Here is a 14,180-nt window from a genome sequence, read left to right as displayed (position 1 = left end):
TCACTTTTCAGACAGGGCAGAAAGCTGCCGAAGCAGTAGAGGTCTGGTAATGTCACTTTTAGAAGTTAAAAATCTTCGAATAGAGTACCCTTCGCGTCATGGTGTTCATGCCGCAGTTAAATCACTCTCCTTTAATATTGAACGTGGAGAGATCGTCGGCGTTGTTGGCGAGTCTGGTGCCGGTAAGTCGACCGTTGGTAATGCGGTCATCGATTTGCTGAGCCCACCTGGTCGTATCGCTAGTGGCGATGTTTACTTAGACGGTGAGCAGATCTCTGGTTTATCCCCAGAACAGATGCGCAGCGTTCGAGGTTCTAAAATTGGATTCATCTTCCAAGATCCAATGACTTCTCTAAACCCACTTTTTACCGTTGAGCAGCAACTCAAAGAAACCATCCATGCCAATATGAAGGTTTCTGATGAAGAGGCGTATCAGCGTGCGCTCTCATTAATGCAGCAAGTTGGTATTCCTCAACCAGAGAACCGCTTAAAGCAGTACCCACACCAGTTTTCTGGTGGTATGCGTCAACGTGTGGTTATCGCGATTGCTTTGGCGGGTGAGCCTGATCTGATTATTGCCGATGAACCGACGACTGCATTGGACGTATCTATTCAAGACCAGATTCTGAGTTTGATCCGCGAGTTGTGTATCAAGAACAACGTTGGTTGTATGTTGGTTACCCATGATATGGGGGTAGTTTCCAACGTAACGGATCGCGTTGCGGTGATGTACCGTGGTGATTTGGTTGAGTTTGGCCCAACGGCAAAAGTACTCGGTGATCCAGATCATTCCTACACACGCAGTCTGATTTCAGCAGTACCTCGCTCTGATATGAAGCTTGATCGCTTCCCGTTGGTTAGCTTCATCGAAGAAGCGCACGAGATGGAGCCGCTCGATGTTAAAAACCACTGGCTAGGTCAAAGCCAAGACCACCGCGATTACACAGGTTCGTTGCTCAATGTTGAGAACGTTAACCTACGTTTTGTGACCAAAGATTCCCTGTTCGAAAGTCGTCGTGAGTATGTCCAAGCTTCTAACAATGTCAGCTTTGAAGTCTTTGAGGGTGAAACTTTCGGTCTGGTTGGTGAGTCGGGCTCTGGTAAATCGACCATTGCACGAGTGATCGCAGGCCTTTATGCGCCGAACTCGGGCAAGGTAACCTTTGAAGGGATCGACCTAACGTCATTGAAGTCAGAGAAAGAACGTCGTCCACTGCGCCGTCAAATGCAGATGGTGTTCCAAAACCCTTATACTTCAATGAACCCGCGCATGAAGATTTTCGACATCATCGCGGAGCCTATCCGATTCCATAAGCTGACCAATAGCGAAACGGAAACACGTCAGATCGTCAACGATCTACTTGATCACGTTGGTCTGGGCAAAATGGCAGGGGTGAAATACCCGCACGAATTTTCTGGTGGTCAGCGTCAGCGTATTTCGATTGCACGTGCACTTGCGACGCGCCCGCGTCTACTGATTTGTGATGAGCCGACTTCAGCATTGGATGTGTCGGTACAAGCGCAAATTCTTAACCTGCTAAAAGATTTACAAGATGAGTTAAATCTAACCATGCTGTTTATCAGTCACGATTTACCCGTTATTCGCCAGATGTGCGACCGAGTGGGTGTGATGCAAATGGGTACGCTACTGGAAGTGGCGCCTACCGAGCAGCTCTTTAGATCACCTCAGCACGAATATAGTAAGCAACTGATTTCTTTAATGCCTGAATTTACGGGCTTAAGAGAAGAAGTAAAAACGGCGTAAGTCGTGAATCTTTCCCGTTTTGACGGGCAATAAACAGAAGCAAACACAACAACTAGGGATAGAAAATCCCGCATAAGGAGTTATGCAATGAAAACCATGAAAAGCAAACTAGCAGTGGCTTTAATGGCAGCTGGCCTTAGCTTTGGTGCAGCGGCAGCAGATATTACCGTCGCTTATGACGCTGACCCTGTGTCACTTGACCCGCATGAGCAGCTATCTGGCGGTACACTGCAAATGTCTCACATGGTATTTGATCCGCTTATCCGCTTTAACCAGAAGATGGAATTTGAACCTCGTCTAGCGGAGTCTTGGGAGCGTATTGACGGCGAAACAATGCATTTCAACATTCGCCAAGGCGTTAAGTTCCACTCAGGTAACACGCTAACTGCTGACGATGTAGTTTGGACGTTTGACCGTCTGAAGAGCTCACCAGACTTTAAAGGTATCTTTGGCCCAATCGTTTCGATTTCAAAAGTTGGCGAATACGAAGTGGAAGTAAAAACTGACGGCGTTTACCCACTAGTAGAAAACGTCATGACTTACCTATTCCCAATGGATAGCAAGTTCTACTCAGGTAAAACGGAAGACGGCAAAGATAAAGCTGAGCTAGTTAAGCACGGTAACTCTTTCGCATCGACTAACGTATCTGGTACTGGTCCTTTCATCATCACTCAACGTGAGCAGGGTGTAAAAGTGACTTTCGAACGCTTCAATGATTACTGGGATAATGGTTCAGGCGGTAACGTTGATAAGCTAACGCTAGTGCCAATCAAAGAAGATGCAACTCGTGTTGCAGCACTTCTATCTGGTGACGTAGATATGATTGCGCCGGTAGCGCCAAATGACTACAAGCGTATCAAGAAAGCTGACAGCGTAGATCTATACACTATGCCTGGTACGCGTGTTATTACGTTCCAAATGAACCAAAACAGCAACCCAGCACTGAAAGATGTACGTGTTCGTCAAGCGATTACTTACGCAATCAACAACGAAGGCATCACTAAGAAAGTCATGAAGGGTGCAGCTACTGCGGCAGGTCAACAGAGCCCAGTTGGCTTCGTTGGTTACAACGCAGACCTAAAACCTCGCTACGACCTTAAGAAAGCAAAAGAGCTGATGAAAGAAGCGGGTTATGAGAACGGCTTCTCACTGACTATGATGGCGCCAAACAACCGTTACGTGAACGATGACAAGATCGCTCAAGCGTCGGCAGCAATGCTGTCTAAGATCGGTATCAAGGTTGATCTGAAGACAATGCCTAAAGCTCAATACTGGCCTGAATTCGATAAGTGTGCAGCAGACATGCTCATGATCGGCTGGCACCCAGATACAGAAGATTCAGGTAACTTCACTGAGTTCCTAGCAATGACGCGTAACGCTGAAACCGGTAAAGGCCAGTACAACTGTGGCCACTACTCAAACGCTGAAGTTGATAAGTTGATCGAAGAGACCAACAAGATGACTGACCTAGCTAAGCGTAGTGAAGCACTGAAGAAAGTGGAAGAGATTCTATACAACGAAGCGGCATTCGTACCTCTACACTGGCAAGATCCTTCATGGGCAGCGAAAGGCAACGTTGAGATTGGTCCAATCATCAACGGCATGAACTTCCCATACTTTGGTGACCTAGTAGTTAAATAATTGCTAGTGAGCTAGACCAAGTGCTCAATGAAGTGAGCGCTTGGTCGACTTTTGGTGTTTAGCTTTGTTTCAGTCGGGTTAAGTGCCATTTTTAAGACTGAAAGTTGCAGCCAGTTTTGTCTGGTTCTGCAGACTGAAATCTATGGAAAGTTAAAGGGGCAAGGAATGTTTTCGTTTCTGGTCAAGCGCCTGTTTCAGGCACTGATAGTGATGTTTGTGATCAGTCTAGTGGCGTTTGCCATTCAGGATAACCTCGGCGACCCATTGCGTGAGCTTGTTGGTCAGTCGGTTTCCGAATCAGAGCGCCAAGCTTTGCGTGACGAACTAGGTTTGAATGATCCCTTCATTACAAAATACACTCGCTTTGTTGGTAATGCGCTACAAGGTGATCTCGGTACTTCTTACTTCTTCAAGCGCCCTGCGGTTGAAGTGATTCTGGATAAGTTAGTGGCAACGCTAGAGCTCGTGTTCGGCGCTACGCTAATCATTGTATTCTGTTCAATCCCTCTTGGTGTTTACTCAGCCATTCACCCAAAAAGTATATTTACCAAAATTGTCATGGCTGGCAGTAGCATCGGGATTTCGATTCCGGTTTTCTTAACCGCAATCATGTTGATGTATGTATTCTCTATTGAGCTCGGTTGGTTACCATCTTATGGCCGAGGCGAAACCGCCAATCTGCTTGGCTGGGAATCGGGCTACTTTACTCTTGATGGTTTAGCGCACTTGGTTTTACCTTGTATTGCTCTAGCTTCCATTATGTTGCCACTCTTTATTCGTCTTGTACGTTCTGAAATGCTAGAGGTACTGAGCTCTGAGTACATCAAGTTCGGTAAAGCAAAAGGTCTGGCTCTTAATAAAATCTACTACCAGCACGCATTGAAAAACACCATGCTACCTGTGCTTACCGTTGGTGGTGTTCAAATTGGTACCATGGTTGCGTATACCATCCTAACCGAAACTGTTTTCCAGTGGCCTGGAACGGGCTTTCTTTTCCTTGAAGCAATCAACCGTGTAGATACACCGTTAATCACCGCTTACGTAATTTTCGTTGGTCTGATTTTCGTTGTCACCAACACCATTGTTGACTTGCTATACGGCATCATCAACCCGACCGTAAATCTAACAGGTAAAGGAGCTTAATCATGAGTCAAACTGCAGCAGCTCCTTCACGCTGGGAGCGATTTAAACAATCGGATTTCTTGTACTACTTCAAGCGCGACAAAGTGGCGATGGCCAGCTTTACCGTGTTTATGTTGTTCTTGGTGATGGCTTTGGCCGCACCAATTCTGTCACCGACTGACCCGTATGACTTGTCGTCAATTGATATTATGGATTCAGAGCTTCCTCCAGCTTGGATGGAAGATGGCGATGAGAAGTTTCTGCTAGGGACCGATGAGCAAGGTCGAGATATCCTTTCAACGATTCTTTATGGCTCGCGTCTATCTCTGACCATTGGTTTCCTAGCGGTAGGTTTACAGCTTGTGCTAGGGATTGTGATTGGTCTTTCGGCGGGTTACTTCGGCGGCCGTATTGATAGCTTCTTAATGCGTTTCGCGGATGTCCAGTTATCGTTTTCAACCATGATGGTGGCAATCATTGTCTCGGCTATCTTTAAAGCCAGCTTTGGTAGTGATTTCTACAGCCAGTATGCGGTCGTCATGCTAGTGGTGATCATTGGTGTGGCTGAATGGCCTCAGTATGCACGTACTATTCGTGCTTCAGTATTGGCTGAGAAGAAGAAAGAATACGTAGAGGCAGCACGTGTGATGGGCTTTAAAGCTCCGCGCATCATGTTCCGTCACATCCTGCCAAACTGTTTATCGCCAATCTTGGTGATTTCGACGGTACAGGTGGCAAATGCCATCATGTCGGAGGCGGCACTTTCTTTCCTAGGTTTAGGTCTACCGGTAGACCAACCTTCTTTGGGCGCACTGATTAGCATTGGATTTAACTACATTTTCTCTGGTGCATGGTGGATTACGGCATTCCCGGGTATCGTACTGGTCACTTTAGTCTTGGTTATCAATTTACTTGGTGACTGGTTACGTGACGTATTTAACCCAAAAATCTACAAAGGGTGATCCAAGCCTAAGATTTGATTATAAAAACCTATCTACACTAAGAGCCGTAATTAATTACGGCTCTTTTTTTGCATTCTCATTTTCAGGGCAGTGAACCGTCAAGAAAGTCACTATAGTGATTCACGTAGATGGATAAACTCGAAGTTAAGTTTATAGAGTATGGATATCAATATGGCCTCAAAGCCTAAACAAACTTTTTTGAAGTGTTGGAGTCTTGTTGCAGCATTAGCCTTGCCCGCTTTGTCAGCCCCAACGCTTGCTGAAGAATTTTTATGCGATGCAACTCAGGCATCAACCAATGAGTTGCCATTGTTAGATAAGTCGTGCCCAATAGGTAAAGGATTATGGGGTAAATCTCAGCCGCGTGGCCAAGAGTCAACCTTCTGGATTCAGTGTGGTGTATTTAGTAAACCACTGTCTCTTCCAAAGGCGAAAAAGCTCTACCAACATATCTCTACCGATGTGTGGGCAAAGCCAGAAGCCAAAGCTTACCGTTGCTTGATTGGCCCATATACAGACTTTGCTCAAGCAAATGCGGATCTGGCGAAAGTGAAAACTGAGCCAGGTTATAAAGAAGCATTTGTGCGAGAAGTGGTCAAGGGGGCTCCTGTAAAGCAGGTAAAAGCTAAACCGGCACCTAAACCCGCAACACCTAAGCCTGTCGTAAAATCACAGCAGTCTACTACTGTGATACCTGCGCCAGTGAAAGCCAAGCCAGAACCGATTAAACCTTTGGCTCAAGAGCCTAAGCCGCGTCAATCTGATGTTTCTATTCGTTTAGCAGCGACGGTTTCTGGTATTGAGTACAAGGTGCCATACACCATGTTCAGCAATGACCAGTTTTATATGGAACACGAGCTGCCGTGGAATCGACTCGACTACGAAGGGGCCTATAAAACCTGTTATCGCTTAGGCATGCGCTTAGCAACACCAACGGAGTGGCAAGCACTGCTTACTTCAAACGTGATGCAGAAAGACAAATGGCCAATGCATTTACCTTATTGGGGCGCTGAGAAGTCAGGGTTATTTACCAGTGGCAAAACCAACAAGCTAAAAGGTACTTCACTGTTGAATGTTATGTGTGTGAAATAAGCTAAGAAATCAGTAGCCTCGTGCTACTGATTTTTTTGTTCTGCTTCTTGCAACAGCTCTAAATATTTCTTCTCAACAAAATCTTTCTCTTTGCTCATATGGTGCAGTTGCTGCTTAGAGGCTTCGAGCTCAGCCGCTAAACTGGCTATGTCGTCTTGTGAGCCTGCTTGCTGTTTGTACTCTTCAAGCTGATCGAGCAGTTGCTGCTTCTCTTGTTGGAACTCTTTGGCTAAGTTTGCCGACCCACCCGATTCACTGATTTGAATGTACTCTTGCTCAAGCTGTTCAAATTGCTTTTCTAACTGTTCATTTTCCAGTTGTAAGCTTTCTACCGTATCTGTTTGCTTTAGCAGTCGCCGTTTGGCGTTTCGCAAGCCTTTAACGCTTTTATCCAAATCCCCTTTTAGTTTCTTAATGAGACGGTGTGACTTATTGAGTTTCTGGTTTAACTCATCAATAGACTCTTTCTCTTGTGCGCTAAGCTCACCCTTAGCCGCTTTGATTTGGGATACCTGACTTTCCAGAGCCTGTTGAATCAGAATTAAGTCATTGAGTGTATCGCCATTGTCGGCTGTGTAGCTGAGCGCCTTATCGACAGACTGCTGACACAGTTCGTAAGTGTTTCTGTCCATATCACGGCCACTGACGACCTGGCGGGCAAACTGACGGAACTCGCGCAAAATCAAAAGCAATATGATAAACCACACCAAAAGTATCAGTAGTCCAAAGTCGACCGCGAGGGCAATTAGGTTTTCTAGAGTTAATCTCGGTAATAAATCCATCTATCAAATACGTAAGTTGGGACATTCATCGACTGTAAGTTTAGTTGTCAGTGGAAAATATGCCTATAATTTAGACAGTTCAATGTGGGAGGTGACGGCGACCTGTGAAAATTTTGATTGTGGACGACAGTAAGGCAACTTTGGAGATAGTTAGGCGGGGCTTAGAGAGCTTTGGTTATTGTCGTTTATCGATCGAGAAAACCTGCAGTGCGACTCAAGCATTAGAGCTGGCAAAAGAATGGCATCCAGATATTGTGCTAACAGATTGGTACATGCCGGATATGACAGGTCTAACACTCACTGAAGAGCTTATGAAGCTTGGGGTTGGGATAAAGGTAGGCATGATTACTACGGTTGATGATGATAGCCAAATCAAGCAAGCTCAAGCGGCTGGTGCCAGCTTTGTTTTAACCAAGCCTTTCGAAGACAGTGAGTTGCATCGTTACTTGCTTCCTTTAGTGCAAGGCGTGGAAGAAAGTAAGAAAACACTCGATTCGATCACTGAAGTGCAAAAAGAGTTAGCTTTGCCAAAGCTATCGCAACTGGAGAAATTACTTCAGAGAGAGCTCGGCAATGGCTTAACTCTTAATAATATCGCCCCGCAACTGTTTGATGAAAGTAAGATCCCCTGTCTGTTAGCTGTATATGAAGATACCGCCACCCAACGCCCTCGTGCTGTAGCAATGCTCGACCTGCATGCGATCTGCGTGTTTGCCCAGGCAAGCGCTGCTATCTCGAAGGGGGACATCCAGCAAGTTATTCAGAGCAAGCTCGCGAGCAAGGGGGTATTGGATGCTTGCCATCAAGTTCTTGACCGTTCAGCTTTGGCATTTTTAGACAGCCAAACTCGTAAGAGCTTACGTCTAAAAAATATCAGTTTTGTTCCTAGTGAGTTTGATAAGTTGAAAACTTTATACGATAAAGACGCGGATAAGCGGGTGGATTTCACCTGCCAGCTTGATGGAGCTCTACAAGGGAAAGTCACCTTAGTCGGCTTTTAACTGGCAAAGAAAAAGCAGACACAAGGTCTGCTTTTTATGTTTAACGTCGTGCATCAGCGATTAACGCATAGTCACAAGATACCAACACAGGCGGTTTCTGAAATAAATCTGGAAAGGTACAAGGGAAAAGGCATGTGAGCCTTTTCCAGAAAAATCGACTTTTGGAGCGATTTTTCCTAAAAACGATATATCCACTATATCACTTTCCAGAAAATCCACTACAGCCAAGAACTCGATTTTGACCTGTTCCTAAATCATTTATGCCCCAAAGTTAGTTTGACCAACTTAACGCTGCCACTTTAGATAAGACAAATCACAATCAAGAGAAAAACTTGATGGTACATTGAGTTAGCCACTAGAAGGTAAGCAATCATTGGCATATCATGAGGCTAAGTTTGGAACAAGCTTAATTTTCTATAGTAGAGGTAGAGTTAATGGCTGAAAATGGGCCTCGCGAGGAGATCGCAAAAGTTGTATCTTCCAATTTGCTAAGCATTTTTAAATGGGAGCAATATGGTCCATATGACCAAGACTTTCCATGCAGAAAGCAGGAAAAACACGTAGACAAAGAAAAAGACCAAAAGCACACACATCCTGTTGATGTCGTCTTTGGCTATAAAGATCCGTACAGCAACAAGAACGTGCTATTTAATACCGATTTAAAAAGTTACGGTAAAGGTTCTATAAGCCCTACTAAAATAGAAGAAGCTTTAACTTCTTTGGCGAAGACAATTGATTGCGCCGAAAATAGTACGCACTGGCGAGATAAGTACCTGATTCCCGCAGGCGATTTTGAGGTTCGAGGTCTACTATTCGTTTACAACCACGACAATGAGTTTCAAAAAGGCTTTTTCGATTTCTTCTATCCGCCGAAGCGCGAAAAAGGTCAAAAAGGTAGAGCTCCTAAGCCTGTGCAGCTTTCAAAAATACCAGTCCCCAAAGATAAAAAACTGCACTTCGTTGAACCGCTTCAGATTAACTATTGGATGACTATCGCCTCTGATATTAGCGATATGATTCGTCTGAGCACATTTCCGAAAAAAGAATTTGGTTTTTATTACCCTGAATTGACGTTTCATAAGGTAGTTTCTTCCCAGAAATACCTGCCTGCGACTATCGAAATGCTGTCATCGCCTTTTATCATCATCAAGCATGACGAGGTAAAAGACATTGTGGATGGCGAAATTAAAACCGTATACGATCCTGGTTACGTTGTTTATTACAACCGAGAGGCAAATACAGACAATGAGTTCCTCTACCTCTTGGATTTACTTTCAAAGTACCAGCTATTAAATGCTGGAAATAAGATTCGATTAAAAGTGCCTCACACTGAAACTAGCGGTTCAGCTCGCTCTCACTTTAACAGAGCACTGGAAAAATACGCACATGAGTGGGGGTATGACGAACAAATGAAGAAAAGACTCGATATTAAACTGGAGTTAATTACTTACAAAATAGAGTTCTATAACTCAGAAGATATCGGTTGGAAGGGTGTTCATGCATAAAAATTACCTTTATAGCGTTACTGATAAAGCTTTATTTGACGCACTAAACACATCGAAGATTAACAACTCTGAACTGAGGGACTTATTCCTTTCGCGAGGCGTTATCATATCGACCGAAACCAAGAGAGAAGAACTTGCTCGTGAGTTCTCCAAATACAACCACGACTACTATGACCATCAAAAGATAGCGTCAGCGATGGGCGTGGTACAGCGCAAAGAGAAAACGACGACGAGTGACTACACCACTGACGTAGATAAAGAATCTTTGGAGACGACGCTGAATGTCCTTAAGAAGCAAGTCACTGAAGAAAAGGATTTGTGTATTTGGCATGAAGATAAGCATGGTAACTATGTCGTTGATATAACTTATGAAACACCTGACTACACCAAATCTGACTTCAAACAGATTGTTAAGAAAGAAGCGACAATTACGATTGAGAAAACGGACTCTGGTTACACAGTAAGATATCCAGACAATCCAAAAGTAAAAGGATACGAGAAAACGATTCGAGAGTCTGTCGCACTGACGGCAGAAGAGGCTGGTCAGGGCTTTGACTCAACTCGTATCAATCTGGCTTCTGTAGAAGACCCTGGCGCTCGTACTAGGTTCTTTCAAAAGCTGCTTTATCGAATGGACGGGTTTGAGCCAATAGATGTAACGGACGTTTATGTGTTCCACCCGAAGCCAACAGATGATGAGAAAGACAAATCTGGGGATTCTGGTATACATATAAGCAGAGCTTCACTAAAAGGTGAGGGCGTACTGCAGTCCGATGAGCTTCAAGAATTCTATAATCGCGGTTTTTACATTTCCAAAATTAGATGGAAATTTGAAGAGAAACTTGTAGGTTCGGATATCTATGTAATGGAAGCGATGTTCGGTGAACCAGAGACCTTTGAGGATTTCTCTTACATAACGAGAGGGAAATTCAAGTATAAAACCAAGGGTGAATACAACAAAAACCCGTCCAAATTGGACAAGGAAGAAGAGCTACGGATATCTAGGCTTATCGAAGACACTGCACGTGGAATAGTCGATGAAATTGTAGCAGAAACTCTAGGGGAGGACGAAAATGAGTCGTCAGAGGCTGAAGTTACTACTAATAAACAGTAAAAAGAGCGTTTCAGAAATGCTGTCTAAATTAAGGCAGCAATCTGATGAGCAGCATGACTTTACATTTCACGGCGTGTCACTGAGTGAGTCGGAAGCTCTTCACGCTACGTACTCTGAAAAAGTAGAGCTTAGCGATGAAACTTATGACCAATTTGGTAATGTTATCGATGAAATATCATACGTTACCTATAGGAATATTAGCTTTCATATAGAGGCTCTTGATACAAATAAGCTACTGATGGTGATTTACAATTCGCCTAAGTCGACGAGGACGTTTTTGGATTGCTTTACAAGGCTATTTGATTTTCAGGTTGGCTTCAGCAATCCAGAACTGAATTTGAAAACGTTTAAAGGCGTACTTGAAAGTGACCTCAACGCTAAACTTGAAGGTACTGGAAAAGTAAAAGTTAGTCGCATAGTTATAGACAAAGCCGCGAAAGCTAGTATTGAAATAACGAGCATAAAAGATGCGTTTGAGTCACTAGAAAAGCTTATAGAGGGCAAGGAATATAAGCTAGATAAACTTAGTAGCTCAATTTACGTTGATGGGCATACCGTTGATTTTGAGCTATCGAAAACATGTAGCTTAAGGGCTCGGGATGAGCATCTGGGTTATATTCTGCCATCAATCAAAAGTACGCTCATAAACCAATAGCTGATCAATAAAGTAAAGATAACCCAGTTGATTTAAAAATCAGTTGGGTTGTCATCTATTCCAATGATAGTTGTCCATCAATCAGAGGATAATAGAACACTGGCAGTGTTAAAAAATATTTAGCTCGCTTCATCGTTATATGTGTCTCTAATAAGAGCGAGCATCTCAGATGCGATATGAGCAGCCTGCTTTCCACTAAGCACTTTTGTCTTCGAACCAAATTGTGTAATTACGATGCCATCAGGACCCAGGCTGATGGTTGCTACAGAACCCTCAATAAAGCCTCGTATTGCTTCAGTGGTAGCGTGTTGCTCATCGTTGTTAATGACTTTGGTTTCCATAGTGAATACTCCTTCTAAGCCTAGTCTATTGATGTGTATATACACATTTTTACCTACCATACTACTGATTGGTTCGGGGAAAATGTACTTAAATCTCTAAAACCTGCTGTTCACGTGATTAATTCATTAAAGCAAAACGAACTTTGGAATTTAAATTCCGGGAAATAATTTAAATTAACTAAATATCAGTCGCTTATGATTTCTTGGTGACATATTGCTCTTGTTGTAATCGAAAGAGGCGTTGGTAAAACCGCTTTTGTAGAGAGTTTACGGATTTTCCGAGATAAGCTTGATTAGACTAGAAGCTCTGATGTTGGAACAACTCAACCACAGAACTTTTTCAGCGCCACCAGTGTTACTTTGGGACAAATTACTTAGTGCGAGCAATCACATATCACGGGTGGAGCTTCGTAACTTAGAAGTGTCCAGAGGTTTGTTGGAGGGGTATGTAACACGAAAATGCCCCTTTTAGGGGTATCGGTCTTTTCTTATAGCCCTATCAGTTTGTACTCATTTGCTGTCTGTTCTTCTTTGACTGTCAGATGTATCAATGAACATGAGAATAGTACATCAAGACCAGTTCTTATTTGTTTGGGTTGCACCCTTGTATACTCTCTTATCTTTTCGTGTGACAACTTTACGTTCACATCGTCCTTCCATCGAAGACTTAGCAATGTAATGTATATCTTAAGTGCTACGAATGGAGCTATACCGCGATTAGATATCGATTTTAGGTGTTTTCTGGTCATATCTAATGGCACTTTTGCCCAACGGGTATCATCATCTTTCACCATAAATTTATAGCTGTTTCTATAGCCCTTTTTATCTACATCGATAATCTCAAGACTTTCTAGCTTCGCTATCCCTTTGATTACCATTGGGCGGCTCAACCCTGTCACTGTTTCTAGATCTGTTATCGATGCATTTACATCTTTAGTATAGAAATCAATCAATACAGACAAAGCTAGTAGGCATTTCATTGCTGCTATTCCTTCACCTGTTTGATTTGCTTTAAGTTCAGAGAATAGTGTCCCATTACGAAACCACCAGTTCGGTAAGCTTCCAAACCTATTATTTCTCATTCATCACCCCCTTTACCTGAAATGGTCTTGAGCACCATTTTTATGATCAAGTATGAAAATCCCATTGAGCATAGAACCACAATCACAATTAATGATTCGGTTGATGCTTGCGTTATTTGATTGAAAATCGTAAGTACTGTATCCATTTTGAAAGCCTGTTGTTGTTCGTATGGATGTATTTTTGATCATCAATTCCTATATATCTAGATAGAGCGATAGAGCAAATTAATAAAAAAATTAAATTAAATCAATAAAATTCAATAATTTAAGTTGCACTGATAATGGTTAACATACATACCAACATGGTAATTGGGAGAGTATTTTACTTAAAAAAGCGATTATTTATTGAGCAATTTTTAAGGGGAATGAGGCAATATGGTAAATGGGAGAGTACAGATATATCAGCCTTGAAGAACTTGCGCATCATTGCATCTACTTAACATATATCATTCAATCCGCACCCAGATGAACCTTTTTGGCTAGTGCGATGCGACTTTATTCATCGCTTTAGCTTTTCAAAACTCGCTTTGCCATGCATATAGTTATTCAGTAACTGCTAATATTTGATTTTCCGAAACTGATTTTTGTCCAGATGTGAGTTATCGATGTGCGGTAGGCAAGCCCACTCGAGTATGCTCCAAGTGGGCAATGCTAGCATTACTTAATTGGCACGACCTTGCTTCTTTTAAGGTTGGCAAGCTCTTCTCGAAGCTCTGCATTCTCAAATTCAAGCTCGTCAATTCTTGCTAAGGCTTTAACCAACTTGTCATTCAGGTGGTGCTGAGAGGCCACAAATAAGGCCAATTGCTCCCGAGTTTCGTTGTACTTTTCTTTATAGTTACTCTTTATTCTTTTTTGCTCATTGAGCTTTGCACGTACCGTCTGAATTTCTGGCTGAACATGCTCACCTTTTCCGGCTGCGATTTCAGCTTTGACTTGCTTAACCTTTTCAACAAACTCAGGGTAGTAATAACCACTGCCGTTGCCTAAGTTTGCCTCTTCCTCTACGGCCCTGACACTTAGCTTCCTGGTCGTCGGTATATGTTTGGGTTTACCTTCTGCAATACGCTGTAAAGCAGCTTCAAGGACGAGAAGTGTATTTTCACTTTTTCCCATAA

The 14,180-nt window shown here is 43.1% G+C and carries 13 protein-coding genes; 9 read left to right on the top strand and 4 right to left on the bottom strand.

Translation table 11 applies throughout. The features are described 5' to 3' along the window. The first annotated feature begins 49 nt into the window (after positions 1-49). The 5 genes from LYZ37_RS14685 to LYZ37_RS14665 all read left to right on the top strand — a co-directional run bounded on the left by LYZ37_RS14685 (position 50) and on the right by LYZ37_RS14665 (position 6,582). Entirely contained in the window at positions 50-1,765 is a 1,716-nt protein-coding gene (locus LYZ37_RS14685) for a dipeptide ABC transporter ATP-binding protein (RefSeq protein WP_272785956.1), read from the top strand. A gap of 87 nt (positions 1,766-1,852) precedes the next feature. Beyond that, positions 1,853-3,406, top strand: coding sequence for an ABC transporter substrate-binding protein (locus LYZ37_RS14680; protein ID WP_272785955.1), 1,554 nt, complete (start codon positions 1,853-1,855; stop codon positions 3,404-3,406). A gap of 165 nt (positions 3,407-3,571) precedes the next feature. Beyond that, on the top strand, positions 3,572-4,549 hold the full coding sequence (locus LYZ37_RS14675; RefSeq protein WP_004745530.1) for an ABC transporter permease: 978 nt from the start codon (positions 3,572-3,574) through the stop codon (positions 4,547-4,549). Positions 4,550-4,551: 2 nt separating this feature from the next. Further along, a complete protein-coding gene (locus LYZ37_RS14670; RefSeq protein ID WP_004745529.1) occupies positions 4,552-5,490 on the top strand; it encodes an ABC transporter permease in 939 nt (312 codons plus the stop codon). Positions 5,491-5,661: 171 nt separating this feature from the next. Beyond that, on the top strand, positions 5,662-6,582 hold the full coding sequence (locus tag LYZ37_RS14665) for an SPOR domain-containing protein (RefSeq protein ID WP_272785954.1): 921 nt from the start codon (positions 5,662-5,664) through the stop codon (positions 6,580-6,582). A 23-nt stretch (positions 6,583-6,605) separates the two neighbouring features. On the opposite strand, the gene LYZ37_RS14660 is transcribed toward LYZ37_RS14665, so the two are convergent. After that, positions 6,606-7,364 carry a chromosome partitioning protein ParA gene (locus tag LYZ37_RS14660; RefSeq protein ID WP_272785953.1) on the bottom strand — a complete coding sequence of 253 codons (759 nt, stop codon included), beginning with the start codon at positions 7,362-7,364 and terminating at the stop codon, positions 6,606-6,608. Between the two features lie 104 nt (positions 7,365-7,468). Here LYZ37_RS14660 and LYZ37_RS14655 point away from each other — a divergent pair, with 104 nt between their 5' ends. The 4 genes from LYZ37_RS14655 to LYZ37_RS14640 all read left to right on the top strand — a co-directional run bounded on the left by LYZ37_RS14655 (position 7,469) and on the right by LYZ37_RS14640 (position 11,639). Beyond that, the gene (locus LYZ37_RS14655) at positions 7,469-8,365 is read left to right on the top strand and encodes a response regulator (RefSeq protein WP_272785952.1); all 897 of its coding nucleotides are present in this window, start codon (positions 7,469-7,471) and stop codon (positions 8,363-8,365) included. 434 nt (positions 8,366-8,799) lie between these two features. Next, positions 8,800-9,870: a hypothetical protein gene (locus tag LYZ37_RS14650; protein ID WP_272785951.1), complete on the top strand. Its 1,071-nt coding sequence runs from the start codon at positions 8,800-8,802 to the stop codon at positions 9,868-9,870. After that, positions 9,863-10,984: a hypothetical protein gene (locus LYZ37_RS14645; RefSeq protein WP_272785950.1), complete on the top strand. Its 1,122-nt coding sequence runs from the start codon at positions 9,863-9,865 to the stop codon at positions 10,982-10,984. The genes LYZ37_RS14650 and LYZ37_RS14645 overlap by 8 nt, the downstream gene beginning before the upstream one ends. Positions 10,985-11,000: 16 nt before the next feature. Then, positions 11,001-11,639, top strand: coding sequence for a hypothetical protein (locus tag LYZ37_RS14640; RefSeq protein WP_272785949.1), 639 nt, complete (start codon positions 11,001-11,003; stop codon positions 11,637-11,639). A 119-nt stretch (positions 11,640-11,758) separates the two neighbouring features. Here LYZ37_RS14640 and LYZ37_RS14635 read toward each other — a convergent pair whose 3' ends face one another. The 3 genes from LYZ37_RS14635 to LYZ37_RS14625 all read right to left on the bottom strand — a co-directional run bounded on the left by LYZ37_RS14635 (position 11,759) and on the right by LYZ37_RS14625 (position 14,178). Further along, positions 11,759-11,980 (bottom strand): hypothetical protein, encoded by a 222-nt coding sequence (locus LYZ37_RS14635; protein ID WP_272785948.1) that lies wholly within the window; start codon positions 11,978-11,980, stop codon positions 11,759-11,761. Positions 11,981-12,468: 488 nt separating this feature from the next. Next, positions 12,469-13,062, bottom strand: a complete 594-nt coding sequence (locus LYZ37_RS14630; protein WP_272785947.1) for a hypothetical protein — start codon at positions 13,060-13,062, stop codon at positions 12,469-12,471. Positions 13,063-13,719: 657 nt separating this feature from the next. Further along, the gene (locus LYZ37_RS14625) at positions 13,720-14,178 is read right to left on the bottom strand and encodes a hypothetical protein (protein WP_272785945.1); all 459 of its coding nucleotides are present in this window, start codon (positions 14,176-14,178) and stop codon (positions 13,720-13,722) included. Positions 14,179-14,180: the final 2 nt, after the last annotated feature.

It is taken from the genome of Vibrio tubiashii (genome assembly GCF_028551255.1).
Taxonomy (GTDB): Bacteria; Pseudomonadota; Gammaproteobacteria; order Enterobacterales; family Vibrionaceae; genus Vibrio; species Vibrio tubiashii_B.
This window is presented reverse-complemented; position numbering and strand designations above follow the sequence as displayed.

What these genes read in the sequence shown, in the direction of transcription:
- LYZ37_RS14685 (WP_272785956.1), top strand. Translation starts at nt 50, where the DNA reads ATGTCACTTTTAGAAGTTAAAAATCTTCGAATAGAGTACCCTTCGCGT.
- LYZ37_RS14680 (WP_272785955.1), top strand. Translation starts at nt 1,853, where the DNA reads ATGAAAACCATGAAAAGCAAACTAGCAGTGGCTTTAATGGCAGCTGGC.
- LYZ37_RS14675 (WP_004745530.1), top strand. Translation starts at nt 3,572, where the DNA reads ATGTTTTCGTTTCTGGTCAAGCGCCTGTTTCAGGCACTGATAGTGATG.
- LYZ37_RS14670 (WP_004745529.1), top strand. Translation starts at nt 4,552, where the DNA reads ATGAGTCAAACTGCAGCAGCTCCTTCACGCTGGGAGCGATTTAAACAA.
- LYZ37_RS14665 (WP_272785954.1), top strand. Translation starts at nt 5,662, where the DNA reads ATGGCCTCAAAGCCTAAACAAACTTTTTTGAAGTGTTGGAGTCTTGTT.
- LYZ37_RS14660 (WP_272785953.1), bottom strand. Translation starts at nt 7,364, where the DNA reads ATGGATTTATTACCGAGATTAACTCTAGAAAACCTAATTGCCCTCGCG.
- LYZ37_RS14650 (WP_272785951.1), top strand. Translation starts at nt 8,800, where the DNA reads ATGGCTGAAAATGGGCCTCGCGAGGAGATCGCAAAAGTTGTATCTTCC.
- LYZ37_RS14645 (WP_272785950.1), top strand. Translation starts at nt 9,863, where the DNA reads ATGCATAAAAATTACCTTTATAGCGTTACTGATAAAGCTTTATTTGAC.
- LYZ37_RS14640 (WP_272785949.1), top strand. Translation starts at nt 11,001, where the DNA reads ATGCTGTCTAAATTAAGGCAGCAATCTGATGAGCAGCATGACTTTACA.
- LYZ37_RS14635 (WP_272785948.1), bottom strand. Translation starts at nt 11,980, where the DNA reads ATGGAAACCAAAGTCATTAACAACGATGAGCAACACGCTACCACTGAA.
- LYZ37_RS14630 (WP_272785947.1), bottom strand. Translation starts at nt 13,062, where the DNA reads ATGAGAAATAATAGGTTTGGAAGCTTACCGAACTGGTGGTTTCGTAAT.
- LYZ37_RS14625 (WP_272785945.1), bottom strand. Translation starts at nt 14,178, where the DNA reads ATGGGAAAAAGTGAAAATACACTTCTCGTCCTTGAAGCTGCTTTACAG.